Raw genomic sequence first — 17,086 nt, 5'->3', positions numbered from 1 at the left:
TTTTATTTTTCTGCGATGCTGATGATCTTAGCTACAACCTCATTGATACCAAGATCTGAGCTGTCAAGATATACAGCATCATCTGCCTGCTTTAACGGCGCGATTGGACGTTCCATATCCTGTTTGTCCCTTGTAATAATATCAGCTTCGATCTTATCAATATCCGGTGTTTCACCCTTTGCTATCAGTTCATCGTATCTTCTCTTTGCACGAACTGCAGAAGAAGCGGTCAGATAGATCTTTACTTCTGCATTTGGAAGAATGTTTGTACCGATGTCTCTACCATCCATAACAACATCATTTTCTCTTGCAAGCTTTCTCTGAAGATCTAACAGTTTTTCTCTTACACATGGGATAGCAGATGATTTGGATGCCATGTTACCCACTTCTTCTTTTCTGAGGCTTCCGGTTACATTCTCACCATTCAGATATACCTGCTGTGCATGATCTTCATAACAGATTGTGATCTCAATCCCTGTTATCTCATTAGCAACTGCATCTACATCCGTTACATCGATCTTTGCATTCAATAATGCAAGTGCAACTGCACGATACATTGCTCCGGTATCTACATAAATATATCCGAGTTTTCCTGCTACCAATTTTGCTATTGTACTTTTTCCTGCTCCTGCAGGTCCATCAATTGCTATATTCATTTTTTCTCTCCTTTTATCTATTTACTTTATTAACTTTCTTCTGAGCATGCAAGTCCTGCCAGATATCCGGTCGACCATGCTATCTGCAGATTAAATCCGCCCGTCAGTGCATCTACATCCAGAACCTCCCCTGCAAAATACAGGTGATCTGCAAGCTTCGATTGCATCGTTGAAGGATCAACCTCTTTTACATTGACACCGCCTTTTGTAATGATTGCCTCATCAAAGCCGCGAAGCCCCTGAAACGAAAGCGTAAAATGTTTGAGTACGGTTACTAAATTCTTCCGTTCTTCCTTTGTGATTGAATTCACCTTCTTATATGGATCGATTTCTGAACGTTTTATAACTACATCGATCAGTTTGACAGGAAGCAGATCACCAAGCGAATTATGAAAATCTTTATTTGTATATTTACTAAAATCCCGAAGAATACGATCATCCAGCATTTCTTCCGTCATTGCAGGCTTCAGATCGATATACATACTTAAATCTTTATCCAGATATTTGTGAAGATATGCAGATGCCTTTATTACCAGAGGGCCGCTGATGCCAAAATGTGTAAACAAAAGTTCTCCCTGTTCTTCAAACAGACACTTCCTACCACATTTTATCACAAGCTCTACATTTTTTAATGATAGTCCCATAAGTTCTTTGCAAAATTCATTCTTTAATTCAAATGGAACAAGGGATGGTAAAGGCACTTTGATCGCATGACCGGCGCTCTTTGCAAACCGGTAACCATCTCCGGTCGATCCGGTAAGCGGATACGATATCCCGCCAGTTGTTATGACGACTGCATCTCCATACACATCTTTCTTTCCATGTGCCGTCTTGATCTGTACGCCTTTTACTACCTGATCTTCTATAATAAGCTTCTGAACTTCCGTCTGTAGTTCTACTGTAATCTCCTGATTTCGGTTTAATTTCGTTTTTAATACTCCGATCACGTCAGATGAATGATCGCTGACCGGAAATACACGATCTCCGCGTTCTACCTTTGTCTTTAGTCCAAGTTTCTCAAAGAAATCAATCGTCATCTGATTATCAAAGGTATAAAACGGACTGTACATGAATTTACTGTTTGTTGTCACCGACTGAAAAAAGCGGTCTGCATCCCCTGCATTTGTCAGGTTGCATCTCCCCTTACCTGTAATGAATAACTTCTTTCCAAGGCGATCATTCTTTTCAAATAATACAACCTCGCAGCCATTTTCCGCAGCTGTGATCGCAGCCATCATGCCGGCCGCACCACCACCGACTACTATTATTTTTTTCATTGCATCATCCTCTTTAAACCTTCATTCGATATAGTCACTAGCAGTCTGTAGCTTTCTTTTAACTGTAGCTCCGGGGTGATATGGTCAATCGAACGTCCGTCTTCCTTTGCCAGAATGATATTCATATTATAACTTCTTCTGAAATCAAGTTCTTTTAATGTCTTGCCGACCCATTCCGGTCGAACCGAGATCTCTGCTACATTGATGTCATCCGAAATCTCAAAGAATTCCAGAAAATTACTGCATAAGAGCTTTCTTGCAACATTGATTCCGGCATCCTTTTCCGGATAGATAACTTTATCCGCTCCGATCTTGGACAGGATCTTTGCTGCTTCATCGTTATTCGATTTAGCAAGAATATATGGAACGCCCAGTTCTTTTGCTGTTATGATCGTCATTGCACTGGCTTCCAGATTATTACCCATTGCAACTACAACACCATCCATATTCTCAAGTCCTGCTTCTTTCAGGCTCTCTGTCTCACATACATTAACCGTCACTGCACATGTAACCTGTGATGAGATCCGCTTCACACATTCAGGATTACTGTCGATTGCCAGAACCTGCGCACCGGACTCCATCAAAGTAAGGGCAACATTCGTTCCAAATCGTCCAAGTCCTACTACCGCAAATGATTTTTTCATACTTTTCTCCTTATCCAACGATCACATCTTCTTCCGGATAATGAAGAAGCCGATGTTTTCCGTTTTGTGTATTAAATGCTACCACCATAGATATCGGTCCAACTCGTCCAATATACATACAGATTATAATAATGATCTTTCCTGCCGTGTTCAAAACAGGAGTCAGATTTCTGGATAAGCCAACTGTGCAGACGGCACTTGCCACTTCATACAGAGCATCCAGCAGATTCACATCATTTGTAGCCAGCAATAATATCGTCATAATAAATATCGTACTCATACTTAAGAATACAATTGCAACTGCTTTTTTTACAACGGATACCGGAATGCTTCTCTTGAAAACCTCTGTATCCTCATGGTTTCTGATCATGGCAGCAAAGGTATAGAAAATAACTGCGATGGTTACGGTCTTCATTCCTCCTGCCGTTCCAACCGGAGAACCGCCAATCATCATAAGAAGCACTCCAAAGAAAGCTGTCACCGGTCGAAGTGCCACCTGAGATACTGCCGCAAATCCCGCCGTACGGAATGTTACCGACTGAAAAAAAGCATTTAATATCCGGTCTTTTTCGGATAAATTACCAAGAGTGTCCGGATTGGAACGTTCAAGGAAATAGATAACAATTGTACCGCCGATCAATAACAGCAATGTCATAAAAATCGCGATCTTCGTCTGCAAATGAACGCCATTCCATGCCGACCGGATACTGCATCTCTTTGTACGGATTCTTCGAAACGCTTCAACCGTATCCCACCATACAATAAATCCGATTCCGCCCATAATGATCAGAAACGACGTATTCAGCATCATCAAAAGATTGGAATGATATGAAATCAGACTGTCCGCACCCATAATGTCGATACCGGCATTACAAAATGCTGAAACAGCATGAAATACCGAAAACCAGATTCCCTTTAAAAATCCGTATTCTATGCAATAATAAAAACTGTAAATAAGTGCTCCGATCCCTTCGATCAGAAATGTTCCTTTTATTACTTTTATCGTAAACTTCAAAAGTCCCTGCTTGCTGTTCAGGTTAAATGCATCCTGCAACAGCATTGTACTTTTCAAGGTTATCTTCATTCTTAATAACAACATAAACAGTGTGATGATCGAAACGATTCCGAGTCCGCCGATCTGGATCAAAATTAATATCACACCTTTACCAAACAAACTCCAATAGGAAAATGTATCAACGACTACCAGACCTGTCACACATACGGATGTCGTCGATGTAAACGCAGCCGTCAGGAGATCTGTCCATGTTCCGTTTGCAGATGCAATCGGCAATGATAATAATATCGTTCCTACAATAACTGTAATCAGAAAGCCCAGTGCTATAATTCTCGTTGTTGTAAGATAATTCCGGTTCACATATTTCTTCTTATTCATGATATTTCTCTAGACCTCTACTCAAAACAATCCCCTGCCTCTGCTATATCTGACAGATAACAAAATTCATGATATAAACATGGGAAGATACAGACCGGATACCACCAGTCTGCTCTTCCCATAGTATACCTGCATATGTCATTTTTCAAACGACATAACACTTTATAATCTTATACCGGATATGCCTTATCCTCTTTGTTTACAAGTGTTGCATCAACCTTTGTCTTCTTTGCTTCTCTTAACTTGAAGAAATCAACAGCAACCTGTGGGAACAATGCATATGTTAATACATCTTCATCCTGTTCCTTGTACTGGATCATTTCTTTCTCGATCTTACCAAGCTCATTTTCAAGAAGATCAGCAGGACGACATGTGATAGGCTCCTGATCACCGATTACTTTCTTTCTAACTTCTGGATCAACCGGCTTTACAGACTGACCATACTCACCAGCAACAAGTGCCTTTGCTTCCTTTGTACACATCTTGTATCTCTCGCCTGTAACAACATTTAATACAGCCTGAGTACCAACGATCTGACTGGATGGTGTAACAAGAGGTGGTTCACCGAAGTCTTTACGAACTCTAGGAACTTCTTCCAGAACCTGTTCAAACTTGTCTTCTGCGTTCATTTCCTTTAACTGTGATACAAGGTTTGATAACATACCACCTGGTACCTGATATAATAATGTCTTAACATTAACACCAAGAACCTTTGGATTCAGAAGACCAGACTTAATCCACTCTTCTCTTAATGGTCTGAAGTAATCAGCGATCTCAGCGAGAAGGTTCTGATCAAATCCAGGATCATATGGTGTACCTTCAAATGTCTTAGCCATAACTTCTGTTGCAGGCTGGCTTGTACCAAGTGCTAATGGTGAAATTGCTGTATCAATGATATCACATCCTGCTTCAACAGCCTTCATGTATGTCATGGAAGCTACACCTGATGTATAGTGTGTGTGAAGCTGGATTGGAAGGGAAGAACCTTCCTTTAATGCCTGAACAAGCTCGGTTGCCTTATATGGAACAAGAAGGCCTGCCATATCCTTGATACAGATAGAATCTGCACCCATATCCTCAATTCTCTTAGCCATATCTTTCCAGTAATCAAGTGTATAAGCATCACCTAATGTATAGGAAAGTGCAACCTGTGCATGACCTTTTTCCTTGTTACATGCCTTAACAGCAGTTTCAAGGTTTCTGATATCATTTAAGCAGTCGAAAATTCTGATAATATCAATACCATTTGCAATTGACTTCTGAACAAAATACTCAACCACATCATCTGCATAATGACGGTAACCAAGAATGTTCTGGCCTCTGAATAACATCTGAAGCTTTGTATTCTTAAAACCATCTCTTAATTTTCTAAGTCTCTCCCATGGATCTTCCTTAAGGAATCTGAGACATGCATCGAATGTAGCACCACCCCAGCACTCAACAGAATGATATCCAACCTTATCCATCTTATCGATGATTGGAAGCATCTGTTCTGTTGTCATACGGGTAGCGATCAGTGACTGATGCGCATCACGTAATACAGTTTCGGTAATCTTAACCGGTTTCTTTTCTGCCATTTCGAACCTCCTGAATATATTCTCATATGATTATGATCATTACTGTACATTAAAGATTGCAAGGAATGTTCCTGCTGCAACTGCTGTACCGATAACACCTGCAACATTTGGTCCCATTGCATTCATCAGAAGGAAGTTCGTAGGATCATACTGGGAACCTACCTTCTGAGAAACTCTGGCTGCCATAGGTACGGCAGATACACCGGCTGAACCGATCAGCGGATTAACCTTACCCTTTGTTACCAGACACATTAACTTACCAAATAATACACCGGCTGCTGTACCGAATGCAAATGCGATCAGACCAAGTAATACGATCTTTAAAGTACTGATCTTTAAGAAAGCTTCTGCACTTGTACTTGCACCAACAGATGTACCAAGTAAGATAACTACGATATACATCATAGCATTGGATGCTGTCTCTGTAAGCTGTTTTACAACACCACACTCACGGAACAGGTTACCTAACATCAGCATACCAACCAGTGGTGCTGTTGTAGGAAGGATCAGAACAACTACGACTGTAACGATAATTGGGAAAAGAATCTTTTCCAGCTTGGTTACAGGACGAAGCTGTGGCATTCTGACCAGACGCTCTTTCTTTGTTGTAAGTGCTTTCATAATAGGTGGCTGGATGATCGGAACCAGTGACATATAAGAATATGCTGCTACTGCGATTGGTCCAAGTAATGTACCACCCATTCCAAGTTTACCGGCAAGGAAGATAGATGTAGGACCATCTGCACCACCGATAATAGAAATAGCTGCTGCTTCCTTACCATTGAATCCCATCAGGAAAGCAAGGAAATATGCGCCGTAGATACCGAACTGTGCTGCAGCTCCAAGAAGAAAGCTTGCAGGGTTTGCGATTAACGGGCCAAAATCTGTCATGGCACCTACACCCATGAAGATCAGTGAAGGAAGAATACTCCATTCATCCAACATGTAGAAGTAATGTAATAATCCGCCTTCTGCCATTATATCTGGAAACATGTTAACAAGTAACATACCAAATGAGATTGGTACCAGAAGAAGTGGCTCAAAACCAAACTTAATTGCAAGGAACATGAAAACGAACGCTACAAGGATCATAACGTAATTTTTCCAGTCAAGACTTGCAAAACCTGTCTGATTTGCTAAATTTGACAATACGTCAACTATACTACTCATTTAGTCGTTCCTCCTATCAGATTTATACAAGTACAGCATTAGTTCAGAGTTGCTAATGTATCTCCTGCTTCAACAGTTGCACCTGATGCAACGTCGATGCTTGCTACTGTACCATCTTCCGGAGCAACAACTTCGTTTTCCATCTTCATAGCTTCAAGGATCAGAATAACCTGTCCCTTCTTAACTGCATCACCAACATTTGCCTTAACATCAAGGATCTTGCCAGGCATCGGAGAAGCAACCTTAATGGAACCTGCGCCTGCTGACTTAGCTGCCGGTGCTGGTGCCGGTGCTGCCGCTGGTGCCGGTGCAGCTACAGGAGCTGCTGCAACTGGTGCTGCTACAGGGGCAACGCCACCTGCTAATTCTTCAACTGAAACATCATATGATGTACCATTTACTGTAATTCTATAATTCTTCATCGATATATCCTCCTATTATTATCTCTTAATACGTCTGATCGGACGTGTCACAAGCTTATCTTTGCTTGGATACGTTGTATATGCATTCTGTCCTGCTGATGCAGTAGCAACTGCGGCTGTGATAACTGCAACCAGTTCAGAATCATTCATTACGCTTTCACCTGTTTCTGTCTTAACGATGTCAACAATCTGTCCTGCCGGTGCAGATCCTGCATCTTCTGCCTTTGTCTCAGCAACAGGCTCTGTCTTAGCTGCTTCTGCTGCTTTTTTAGCTGCCTTCTTGACTGCTTTTGCTTCTTTATCAAAGAAGCCAGGAACAAATTTTAACAGATAGATGATAAATGATATAAAGATAAGAACACAGAATACAGTTGCCATACCGATCAGGGTGTTGGTTCCGGCTGCCTTCATCTTATCTTCAAATGTCATGTTTGCTGCAATCTCAACATCAGTTGACTTATATGGGTACATACCCTGTGAAGAAAGGGCTTCATCAGCCTGCTCTTCACTGTAACCATACTGATTCATTAACTGATATCTCTGTAAGTTATATGTTGCACTGTTGTCTACAAATGTTACCTTGATCAACGCTTCTTTTTCTGTACAGTCAGCATAAAGAGTAACGATTACATTTCCTTCTGTTTCTGCAATCTTGTATTCACCTGTGAAATCTTTAAACTCACCGCACTCATCTCCGATATTACGGAAAGACTTAACTGCTTCAATCTCATTCTCAGAAATTCCTGCATCAGAGCCTGCTTCTACAACATAGTTGTAGGTCTCATCTGCGCTTGCATATTTCTGATATGTCTCACAGGCATCTTTTGCTACCTGAGCGATCTCCTGATCGTTATAAGCAAATTTTACTCCGTTATCATCAGAAGCACTACATCCGGCAAACATAAAAGTAACAGCTAACATAGAAACTATTAATAATAATTTTTTCTTCATTTAGTTGTCACTCCTTTTATATAGTACTGTGCTTCTTATAAGGTCTCATCTCTTCCTTTGAAAGGAGCATCTGGATCGCTGCGATCACTCTCTTTCTTGTAGCATCAGGCTCGATGATATCATCAATATATCCTCTGGATGCTGCTGAAGCTGCTCCTGAAAGAGCTGCAACATATTCTGCTTTCTTTTCCTTGATGAATGCAAGCTTGTCATCTGCTGCTGCAAGCTCATCTTCATACATAATCTTAACTGCCATCTCAGGATCCATAGTACCGATCACTGCATCCGGCCATGCGTATACCATATCTGCTCCGATTGCCTTGGAGTTCATAACTGTATATGCTGTTCCATAAGCCTTGTCCATAACAACTGTAACCTTTGGAACGGTTGCATCTGCATATGCATTTGTAAGCTTTGCAAGAGCCTTTGAGATTGTCTTCTCTTCTTCAACTGTTGCAGCAAAGCCTGTTACATTTACAAGTGTAAGAACAGGAATGTTAAATGCATCACAGAAATCTACAAATTCTTCTGCCTTATATGCACCTGCTGTTGTGATCGTATCTTCCTGATTACCAACACAGCCAACTGTGATACCATCCATACGGATCAGGGCTGTAACAACATCTCCTGCATATTCCTTCTTCATCTCAAGTACAAGAGAATCATCAGCGATATTCTGAATCACTGCTCTTGGATCATTCTTGTATGAATCAAGATTTGGGATAATTCTGTTTGGATTGTCATTTGCAGAAGCTTCCTTGTCGTCCAAATTGCAGCTTGGAAGAACTTCAACCAGTGCACGGATCATACCAAGTAATTCTTCTTCTGTTTCAAATACACCATCAACATTTGCTGTATTCTCGCTTACATATTCAGCAGCGGAAGTATCCAGCTTTGTAATATTGTTCTCTGCTAAGGCATTTGGAGAATTTACAAATAACTTTGCACCTTCCTTTGTCATGAAAGTGAAATCAGATAATGATGGAACAAGGGAAGCACCGCCGCCACATGCACCAAAAACAGCTGTGATCTGAGGAATAACACCTGAAGCCATAACCTGCTTGCCATATACTTCGCCAAATGCATTCAGTGCATCTGTAGCTTCCTGCAGTCTGAGTCCTGCACAGTCGATCATTCCGATGACAGGTGCGCCCATCTTCATAGCCATGTCATAAATTTTTGCAATCTTCTTGGCATGCATCTCACCAACGGAACCGCCTAAAACTTTAGCGTCCTGGCTGTATACATACACTAAATTGCCATTGATAACACCATATCCGGTGATAACACCATCTTTTGGAGTATCCTTATCCTGAATGTTAAAATCAGTATTTCTTGCTTTCACATAAGCACCGATTTCAACAAAGCTTGCGTCATCAAGCAATGCATTAATTCTATCGCTTGCTGACAGGGTGAGTTTGTTGCTCATTTCTAGCCCTCCATTAAATTTATTTTTAGGAGTTACATAAAAGTAATTCCAAATTTATGCCGATTTTATTGTAAAGCCTTTACGAATTTATTTCAAGTAAAATTATCATTACGACACAGTTTTTTCAGCACTTTTTAACAATCGAACATCCCTACTATTTTTACTTAAAAAACAAAAGGGGAAAGTGGAAGTAATTGTCAGAAAATACCCCATTTTCCCCATAATTGTCTGTTTTGTAGTTAGTTGCTCATAACTATACAGCTTTTAATTTTATATTAATCCTTCAGGACATTTTTGTTTGATATCAGATAATCAATCAGTGAAATGATCGTTAATACAAGTGCAGCATAAATCAGCACCTGTTCAATCACAAATATCACTTTCCCTCCAAGATTACCGATTAGAAAACAAACCATGACCATCTGGACAACAGTCTTTAATTTGCCCCAGATACCAGCCGCAATAACAACACCCTTTTCTGCTGCGATCAGCCGGAATCCGCTAATGATAAATTCTCTCGCAATGATGATAATAACGATCCATGCAGGAATCCGTCCCTGATCAACTAATGCAATCATCGCAGAACATACCAGAAGTTTATCTGCTAACGGATCCATGAACTTTCCAAATGTTGTGACAAGATTACATCTTCTTGCGATCTGTCCATCTAATGTATCCGTGATTGCCGCAGCGATAAAGATACCAAGCGCAATCCATTTGGCTGCTGCAAAATCAAGATACATAAACACAACAAAAAATGGAATCATTATAACTCTCAATATTGTTAATTTGTTTGGTAAATTCATTCTATCATCTCCCCTGTCAGATCATATTCATTCGCATCTGTAATCCGAACCTGTACAAAGGTACCGGACATCAGCTCATATGGTGCATCAACAAATACCATACCATCTACATCGGGCGCATCCCTGTAGGTTCTTCCGACATATACATCATCTTCCGCAACATAACCTTCGATCAGTACTGTAAGAGTCTTGCCAAGCAGCTCTTGGTTCTTGTCATATGATACTTCCTGCTGCAATGCCATTATATCATCCCGCCATTTTTCTGCAACCTCATTTTCAATCTGATCCGGAAATGATGCGGCAGGTGTTCCTTCCTCCGGTGAATATGTAAACACACCCAGGCGGTCAAATTCTGACTCATTCACGAATTCCATAAGCGCCTCATGATCTGCTTCTGTCTCACCCGGGAAACCAGCAATCAGTGTCGTACGGATTGCGATATCAGGAATCCGGATCCGAAGCTTTGCAATCAATTCCACAATATCCTTTTTACAGGTACGTCTTCCCATGTGTCGCAATACAGAATCTTCTGAATGTTGGATCGGTATATCGAGATAATGACAGACCTTTTCTTCCTCTGCGATCGTATCGATCAGCTCGTCTGTGATCTCCTCCGGATAGCAGTACATCAAACGTATCCACTTGATTTCCTCGATCTTGCAGAGTTCATGTAATAATTTTGAAAGTGTCTTTTCACCATACAAATCCACTCCATAGAGTGTTGTTTCCTGTGCAACAAGGATCAGTTCTTTTACTCCCTGTGCAGCAAGCTCTTTTGCAGATGCCAGAAGCTGTTCCATCAGAATACTTCTGTATTTTCCTCTGATATATGGGATTGCACAGTAAGTACACATTTTTCCGCAACCCTCTGCGATCTTCAGATATGCCATAGAAGCGCCGGTCGTAACGATACGTCCGCCAACTGCCTCCGGCATATAATTAATATCCGTAACAAAGGAATGTTCCTCATCGGAACTGATCGCATCTACGATCGCGTCATAATTTGCAGCTCCGACGATCGTATCGATCTCCGGCAGTTCTGCAAGGATATCATCTTTATATCGCTGTGACAGGCAGCCGGTAACGATCAGCTTCTTTAATGATCCTGTCTTCTTCAGCTCTCCGTATTCTATTATCGTATTAATACTTTCTTCCTGCGCATCTTTGATAAATGCACAGGTATTGATAACAACTGCCTCTGCCTCATGTTCATCATTTGTGATCTCATGTCCTGCCTTATGCAGAAGTCCGAGCATTACCTCACTGTCCACAAGGTTCTTATCGCAGCCCAATGATACCATCAATACTTTCATATATGTTCTTTCCTCAGGTTATTTTATATTGATCGAATCTACACAGTTATGCATAAGCATTGCGATCGTCATAGGACCAACTCCACCCGGTACAGGAGTAATTGCTCCTGCAACCTTGCTTGCTGATTCAAAATCAACATCGCCGCATAATTTGTTATTCTCATCTCTGTGTATTCCGACATCGATCACGGTTGCGCCCTCTTTGATATAGGATGCATCGATCATCTTCGGTCTGCCGATCGCAACTACAAGAATATCTGCACGCTTACATACCTCTTTCAGATCCTTTGTCTTTGAATGACAGATCGTAACCGTTCCATTCTCGCGTAATAACAGCATAGCCATCGGTTTGCCTACGATATTGCTTCTGCCGATCACGACACATTCTTTTCCTGCGATCACGATTCCGGAACGCTTTAAGAGCTGGATCACACCAGCCGGTGTACAGGATACAAATCCAGGCTGACCGATACTTAATGCTCCAACGCTCATCGGATGGAAGCCATCAACATCCTTTAATGGTGAGATTGCTTTAATGATCTTGTCCTCATCGATATGTTTTGGAACCGGAAGCTGTACCAGAATTCCATTTACAGCATCGTCCTTATTCAATTTATCGATCAGTTCTAACAGTTCTTCCTCCGTTGTCTCTTCCGGAAGCTCATAAGACAAAGAATCAATGCCGATATAGGCACATGCCTTTTTCTTATTGCCGACATATACGGAAGATGCCGGATCATTTCCTACCTGGATAACTGCTAGACAGATCTTTACACCTTTTGCCGAAAGCTCTGCAACCTGTTCCTTTAATTCATCTTTTATCTGTTTTGATATTGCTTTTCCATCAATCAGTTGAGCCATATTTGATTTATTCCTCCTTAGAACAATCCGCAAATTACACCATCATCATTTACACTGATATTTTCAGCAGCCGGCACCTTAGGCAGACCAGGCATTGTCATGATCGTACCTGTGATCGCGACCACAAAGCCGGCACCTGCACTGACATATACTTCACGGATATTAATATCAAATCCTTCCGGTCTTCCAAGCTTCTTTGGATCATCCGAAAGTGAATACTGATTCTTTGCCATACATACAGGGAAGTTTCCAAATCCCATCTCTTCAAGCTTAGCGATCGCACGATCTGCTTCCGGACTGTATGTTACATTTGCTGCACCATAGATCTCTGTTGCAATGCATGAGATCTTTTCTTTAATTGACAGCTCATCTTTATATAATACTTTAAAATCACTCTTTTTGTTCTCAAGTGTATTTAATACTGCATTTGCAAGCTCGATACCGCCTTCGCCGCCTTTTTCCCATACATTTGCAAGAGCGAAATCACAGTTTCTGTCCTTACAGAATTTCTCCACAAACGCAAGTTCCGCATCTGTGTCTGTGATGAAACGGTTTAAAGTAACGACAACAGGAACCTGATACTTCTGAAGATTCTCGATGTGCTTTTCAAGGTTTACGATACCCTTCTTTAATGCCTCCAGATTCTCCTGACCAAGCTCTGTCTTCGGTACGCCGCCGTTGTACTTCAATGCCTTTACGGTTGCAACCAGAACAACTGCATCCGGCTTCAGCCCGTTCATACGGCACTTGATATCAAAGAACTTCTCTGCACCAAGATCTGCTCCGAATCCAGCCTCTGTAATTACATAGTCTGCCAGCTTTAATGCTGTCTTTGTTGCGATTACACTGTTACAGCCATGTGCGATATTTGCAAATGGTCCACCATGCACAAGTGCAGGTGTATGCTCCAACGTCTGGATCATATTCGGCTTGATCGCATCCTTTAAGAGTGCAGCCATAGCACCAACCGCTTTCAGATCCTTTGCTGTTACAGGCTCGTTCTGATAATTATAAGCAACAATGATCCTGCCAAGTCTTTCCTTCAGATCATTGAAATCCGCTGCCAGACAAAGGATCGCCATGATCTCTGATGCAACCGTGATCACGAAGCCATCTTCTCTTGGCACACCATCTACACGCTTTCCAAGTCCGATCACGGTATGACGCAGCGCACGGTCATTCATATCCATACATCTTTTAAATACGATACGGTTCACGTCAATGCCGAGTGCATTTCCCTGATGAATATGGTTATCCATCATTGCTGCAAGCAGATTGTTTGCAGATGTGATCGCATGGAAATCACCAGTAAAATGAAGATTCAGATCCTCCATCGGTACTACCTGTGCATATCCGCCGCCGGCAGCACCGCCCTTGATACCAAAGCACGGACCAAGTGATGGTTCACGAAGTGCGATAACCGCTTTCTTGTTCAGTCTGCCCATAGCTTCACCAAGTCCGACTGTGATCGTTGTCTTGCCCTCTCCTGCAGGAGTCGGATTGATCGCTGTAACTAAGATCAGCTTACCATTCTCATTTTTCTGTACGGAAGCGATCAGCTCATCTGACAACTTTGCTTTATATTTTCCATACATCTCGATATCATCTTCTTTGATGTCAAGCTTTGCTGCAACCTCCTTTATATTCTTCATCTCTGCCTGCTGTGCAATTTCGATGTCGTTTAACATTTAATATGTCCTCCCTGAGTGTAATTTTATCCTATAGCAGGTAAAATCTGCCTATGCACGCTATATCCCTTCACCGGCATTTTCCCTGTATAAATATCATTTGAATCTGTATTATAGATTATTATCTATATATTCGTCAAATTCTTCCTGCGTCATAAGTATCTTTCTTGCCTTTGTGCCCTCCTCCGGACCTACAACCCCGGCACCTGCAAGCTGATCCATGATACGTGCCGCACGATTAAAGCCGATCTTAAACGCACGCTGCAGCATTCCGATTGAGGCCTTTTCTTTATCAATGATAAAGCGTCCGGCTTCTACAAAATAATCATCCTTATCACTTCCACCGCTCATACCGGGTGCACCGGCCGCTCCGGTCTGTGTAATAGACTTAGATATATCATCATCATACGTTCCGACACCGTTCTGTTTCTTCAGATACTCCACAACGGCTGACACTTCTTCATCAGAAACAAAAGCTCCCTGTACACGAACCGGTTTTGGATAACCGGTCGGATAAAATAACATATCACCCTTACCGAGAAGCTTCTCTGCACCATTCATATCTAAGATGGTTCTGGAATCTACACCGGATGATACAGCGAATGCAATTCTCGATGGAACATTTGCCTTGATCAGACCGGTAATAACATCTACCGATGGACGCTGAGTTGCTATAACCAGATGGATACCTGCTGCTCTGGCAAGCTGTGACAAACGGACAATCGCGTCTTCCACTTCTCCGTGAGCAACCATCATCAGGTCGGCAAGCTCGTCCACAATCACAACGATCGTCGGCATTTTCTTTAACTTCTCATCATCTGCTGATCCGGATGCAAGTGCCTGTTCTACTTTGTCATTATATCCCTGTATATTTCTGACTCCACATTCTGCAAACATCTGATATCTTCTGGTCATTTCCTCTACCGCCCAGTTCAGTGCACCGGATGCCTTCTTCGGATCGGTTACAACCGGGATCAGCAGATGTGGAATGCCATTATAACAAGCAAGCTCTACCATCTTCGGATCGATCATGATCAGTTTTACTTCTTCCGGTTTTGCCTTATATAAGATACTCATTATCAGCGTATTGATACAGACCGACTTACCAGAGCCTGTGGCGCCGGCGATCAGCAGATGCGGCATCTTGGCTATATCCGTAACGATAACCTGTCCACTGATATCTTTACCGACTGCAAATGCGATCTTGGATTTGGAATTCTTGAAATTATCCGATTCCACCAGTTCACGAAATGCAACAATTGAATTTTCTTTGTTTGGTACTTCGATTCCAATCGCTGCCTTGCCGGGGATCGGAGCTTCGATACGAATATCCGCGGCTGCAAGATTTAACTTGATATCATCTGCAAGACCAAGGATCTTACTGACCTTCACGCCCTGCTCCGGCTGCATTTCAAACCGGGTAACCGCCGGCCCGCAGCTATAATTTGTAATCGTAACATTAACACCAAAGTTTTCCAATGTATTCTTTAACTTGATCGCTGTAGAGCGTACCTGTGCATCCCGGTTCGCATTGTGATTCTTCGGTGGCTGTGCCAGAAGATTGGATCCCGGAAATTTATACTTTACTCCCTCTTTATAGCTCTTCTGTCCGGGCTTGTCTGCCGCCGGTGCTGGCTTCTTCACTGCCTGAGAGTTCTCTGTCTTTCCTGTCACACTGGAAAATGCAGAATCCATATCCGGATCATAATCATCCGGTATCACACTGACAACCTCCGGATGCTCATTTCCATTGATCGCACCGGAAAGAACATCTTCTTCATCCTCAAATTCAGCATCAAAGATATCTTTTGTCTGCTGAACAGGAATCTCCTGTGTATCACCCATAGGAACTGCCGACGAAACACCGGCTGCCGTTTCTACAGGAGCAGGTTCTGATTTTCTCCTGCTCTTTGTAACCGACGTTTTCTTCGCAAACGATACCGGTATCTGTTCTTCTCTTTCATCATGAAGTACAATCTTCTCTACATCATTATTAAATGTAAGAAAATCGTCATCTGGTACATTTATTTCATGGATCTCATCCTCATTCTCAAAGAAATCCTTCGCTTTGCCCTTATGCTTTTCACCGCTTTCATAGACCTTCAGGTTCTCAAGCCTTACCTGGCTGTTTCCGGATTTTCCGGACTTTTTCTTATTCTTTTTAACCGGTCTGCGCTCCTGCTCCGGTTCTTCATATTCTTCTTCCCTGTAAAAGCTGTTGATCAGATTCTTAAATGTATCGATCACTGAAATTCCCGTGATCAGGACAAACATAACAAGCGCACCAAGGATCATTACCAGTGTTACGCCCACGATACCGATCGTATTTCTGAAAATAAAGAACAAACCGCCACAGATAATTCCACCGCCCATATGCTCCTTATATCCATCCAGATATAACTGTTTTACAGATAAATAATCGGTTGTGAAGATCATCTGGCTGATCATCGATATGATCATCAGAACCACACCGATATAGATTACTTCATTTCTAACCTTTTTATTACCAAGATTGGAAATAATAAATGCCGATGATATAAAAAGATATACCGGAAATATGTATTCGGCAAATCCGATCACACCAAACAGGAAACCGGATATTGCATCGCCGACCTTTCCACATTTGCCAAAGTTAGCGATCATCAAGAATATGGAAAAAGCAAGAATGACTAACAGGATTACTTCCAGACGTACTTCCCTGTTATCTTCTTCTATCTGTTGTTCCATCTGTTTTTTTGATGTGTTTGGGTTCGATACTGTATTTGACCTTTTAGCTGTACTATTTTTCTTTCCCGTACCATTTTTTCCGGTTCCACCGGTGGCTCTGGTCGTTCCGTTCTGTTTTGCCGTCCCGTTTTTCTTTCTGGTTTCAGCCATTTTCTTCTCCCACTTACTTAAC

The 17,086-nt window shown here is 41.8% G+C and carries 14 protein-coding genes; all 14 read right to left on the bottom strand.

What is annotated here, in order from left to right; genetic code table 11:
* Positions 1-2: 2 nt before the first annotated feature.
* Positions 3-656 carry a (d)CMP kinase gene (cmk, locus tag DXB77_RS04095; RefSeq protein WP_117807596.1) on the bottom strand — a complete coding sequence of 218 codons (654 nt, stop codon included), beginning with the start codon at positions 654-656 and terminating at the stop codon, positions 3-5.
* A gap of 29 nt (positions 657-685) precedes the next feature.
* Positions 686-1,933 carry an NAD(P)/FAD-dependent oxidoreductase gene (locus DXB77_RS04090; protein WP_118615010.1) on the bottom strand — a complete coding sequence of 416 codons (1,248 nt, stop codon included), beginning with the start codon at positions 1,931-1,933 and terminating at the stop codon, positions 686-688.
* The gene (locus DXB77_RS04085) at positions 1,930-2,577 is read right to left on the bottom strand and encodes a TrkA family potassium uptake protein (protein ID WP_226801005.1); all 648 of its coding nucleotides are present in this window, start codon (positions 2,575-2,577) and stop codon (positions 1,930-1,932) included. The genes DXB77_RS04090 and DXB77_RS04085 overlap by 4 nt, the downstream gene beginning before the upstream one ends.
* Positions 2,578-2,587: 10 nt before the next feature.
* On the bottom strand, positions 2,588-3,970 hold the full coding sequence (locus tag DXB77_RS04080) for a potassium transporter TrkG (protein WP_118662713.1): 1,383 nt from the start codon (positions 3,968-3,970) through the stop codon (positions 2,588-2,590).
* Positions 3,971-4,140: 170 nt separating this feature from the next.
* Positions 4,141-5,547 (bottom strand): oxaloacetate decarboxylase subunit alpha, encoded by a 1,407-nt coding sequence (locus DXB77_RS04075; protein ID WP_008400767.1) that lies wholly within the window; start codon positions 5,545-5,547, stop codon positions 4,141-4,143.
* A gap of 39 nt (positions 5,548-5,586) precedes the next feature.
* Entirely contained in the window at positions 5,587-6,717 is a 1,131-nt protein-coding gene (locus DXB77_RS04070) for a sodium ion-translocating decarboxylase subunit beta (protein ID WP_008400766.1), read from the bottom strand.
* Positions 6,718-6,755: 38 nt separating this feature from the next.
* The gene (locus DXB77_RS04065; RefSeq protein WP_008400765.1) at positions 6,756-7,139 is read right to left on the bottom strand and encodes a biotin/lipoyl-containing protein; all 384 of its coding nucleotides are present in this window, start codon (positions 7,137-7,139) and stop codon (positions 6,756-6,758) included.
* A gap of 18 nt (positions 7,140-7,157) precedes the next feature.
* Complete coding sequence (locus DXB77_RS04060) at positions 7,158-8,090, bottom strand: OadG family protein (protein WP_118615007.1); 933 nt, start codon at positions 8,088-8,090, stop codon at positions 7,158-7,160.
* 16 nt (positions 8,091-8,106) lie between these two features.
* A complete protein-coding gene (locus tag DXB77_RS04055) occupies positions 8,107-9,519 on the bottom strand; it encodes a carboxyl transferase domain-containing protein (RefSeq protein ID WP_117807600.1) in 1,413 nt (470 codons plus the stop codon).
* Between the two features lie 275 nt (positions 9,520-9,794).
* A complete protein-coding gene (gene pgsA, locus DXB77_RS04050; protein ID WP_117807601.1) occupies positions 9,795-10,325 on the bottom strand; it encodes a CDP-diacylglycerol--glycerol-3-phosphate 3-phosphatidyltransferase in 531 nt (176 codons plus the stop codon).
* Complete coding sequence (rimO, locus tag DXB77_RS04045) at positions 10,322-11,638, bottom strand: 30S ribosomal protein S12 methylthiotransferase RimO (protein ID WP_118662712.1); 1,317 nt, start codon at positions 11,636-11,638, stop codon at positions 10,322-10,324. Before rimO ends, pgsA begins: the two co-directional genes overlap by 4 nt.
* Positions 11,639-11,656: 18 nt before the next feature.
* On the bottom strand, positions 11,657-12,499 hold the full coding sequence (gene folD / locus DXB77_RS04040) for a bifunctional methylenetetrahydrofolate dehydrogenase/methenyltetrahydrofolate cyclohydrolase FolD (protein WP_117807603.1): 843 nt from the start codon (positions 12,497-12,499) through the stop codon (positions 11,657-11,659).
* A 17-nt stretch (positions 12,500-12,516) separates the two neighbouring features.
* A complete protein-coding gene (locus DXB77_RS04035; RefSeq protein WP_118662711.1) occupies positions 12,517-14,187 on the bottom strand; it encodes a formate--tetrahydrofolate ligase in 1,671 nt (556 codons plus the stop codon).
* A gap of 111 nt (positions 14,188-14,298) precedes the next feature.
* Complete coding sequence (locus DXB77_RS04030; protein ID WP_118662710.1) at positions 14,299-17,064, bottom strand: DNA translocase FtsK; 2,766 nt, start codon at positions 17,062-17,064, stop codon at positions 14,299-14,301.
* Between the last annotated feature and the right edge of the window lie 22 nt (positions 17,065-17,086).

Source organism: Clostridium sp. OM05-9 (assembly GCF_003481465.1).
Taxonomy (GTDB): Bacteria; Bacillota; Clostridia; order Lachnospirales; family Lachnospiraceae; genus Coprococcus; species Coprococcus ammoniilyticus.
This window is presented reverse-complemented; position numbering and strand designations above follow the sequence as displayed.

Coding starts and splice junctions, on each gene's coding strand:
- cmk (WP_117807596.1), bottom strand. CDS start 656: ATGAATATAGCAATTGATGGACCTGCAGGAGCAGGAAAAAGTACAATA.
- DXB77_RS04055 (WP_117807600.1), bottom strand. CDS start 9,519: ATGAGCAACAAACTCACCCTGTCAGCAAGCGATAGAATTAATGCATTG.
- folD (WP_117807603.1), bottom strand. CDS start 12,499: ATGGCTCAACTGATTGATGGAAAAGCAATATCAAAACAGATAAAAGAT.
- DXB77_RS04035 (WP_118662711.1), bottom strand. CDS start 14,187: ATGTTAAACGACATCGAAATTGCACAGCAGGCAGAGATGAAGAATATA.
- DXB77_RS04075 (WP_008400767.1), bottom strand. CDS start 5,547: ATGGCAGAAAAGAAACCGGTTAAGATTACCGAAACTGTATTACGTGAT.
- DXB77_RS04070 (WP_008400766.1), bottom strand. CDS start 6,717: ATGAGTAGTATAGTTGACGTATTGTCAAATTTAGCAAATCAGACAGGT.
- DXB77_RS04090 (WP_118615010.1), bottom strand. CDS start 1,933: ATGAAAAAAATAATAGTAGTCGGTGGTGGTGCGGCCGGCATGATGGCT.
- DXB77_RS04065 (WP_008400765.1), bottom strand. CDS start 7,139: ATGAAGAATTATAGAATTACAGTAAATGGTACATCATATGATGTTTCA.
- DXB77_RS04085 (WP_226801005.1), bottom strand. CDS start 2,577: ATGAAAAAATCATTTGCGGTAGTAGGACTTGGACGATTTGGAACGAAT.
- rimO (WP_118662712.1), bottom strand. CDS start 11,638: ATGAAAGTATTGATGGTATCATTGGGCTGCGATAAGAACCTTGTGGAC.
- DXB77_RS04030 (WP_118662710.1), bottom strand. CDS start 17,064: ATGGCTGAAACCAGAAAGAAAAACGGGACGGCAAAACAGAACGGAACG.
- DXB77_RS04060 (WP_118615007.1), bottom strand. CDS start 8,090: ATGAAGAAAAAATTATTATTAATAGTTTCTATGTTAGCTGTTACTTTT.
- pgsA (WP_117807601.1), bottom strand. CDS start 10,325: ATGAATTTACCAAACAAATTAACAATATTGAGAGTTATAATGATTCCA.
- DXB77_RS04080 (WP_118662713.1), bottom strand. CDS start 3,970: ATGAATAAGAAGAAATATGTGAACCGGAATTATCTTACAACAACGAGA.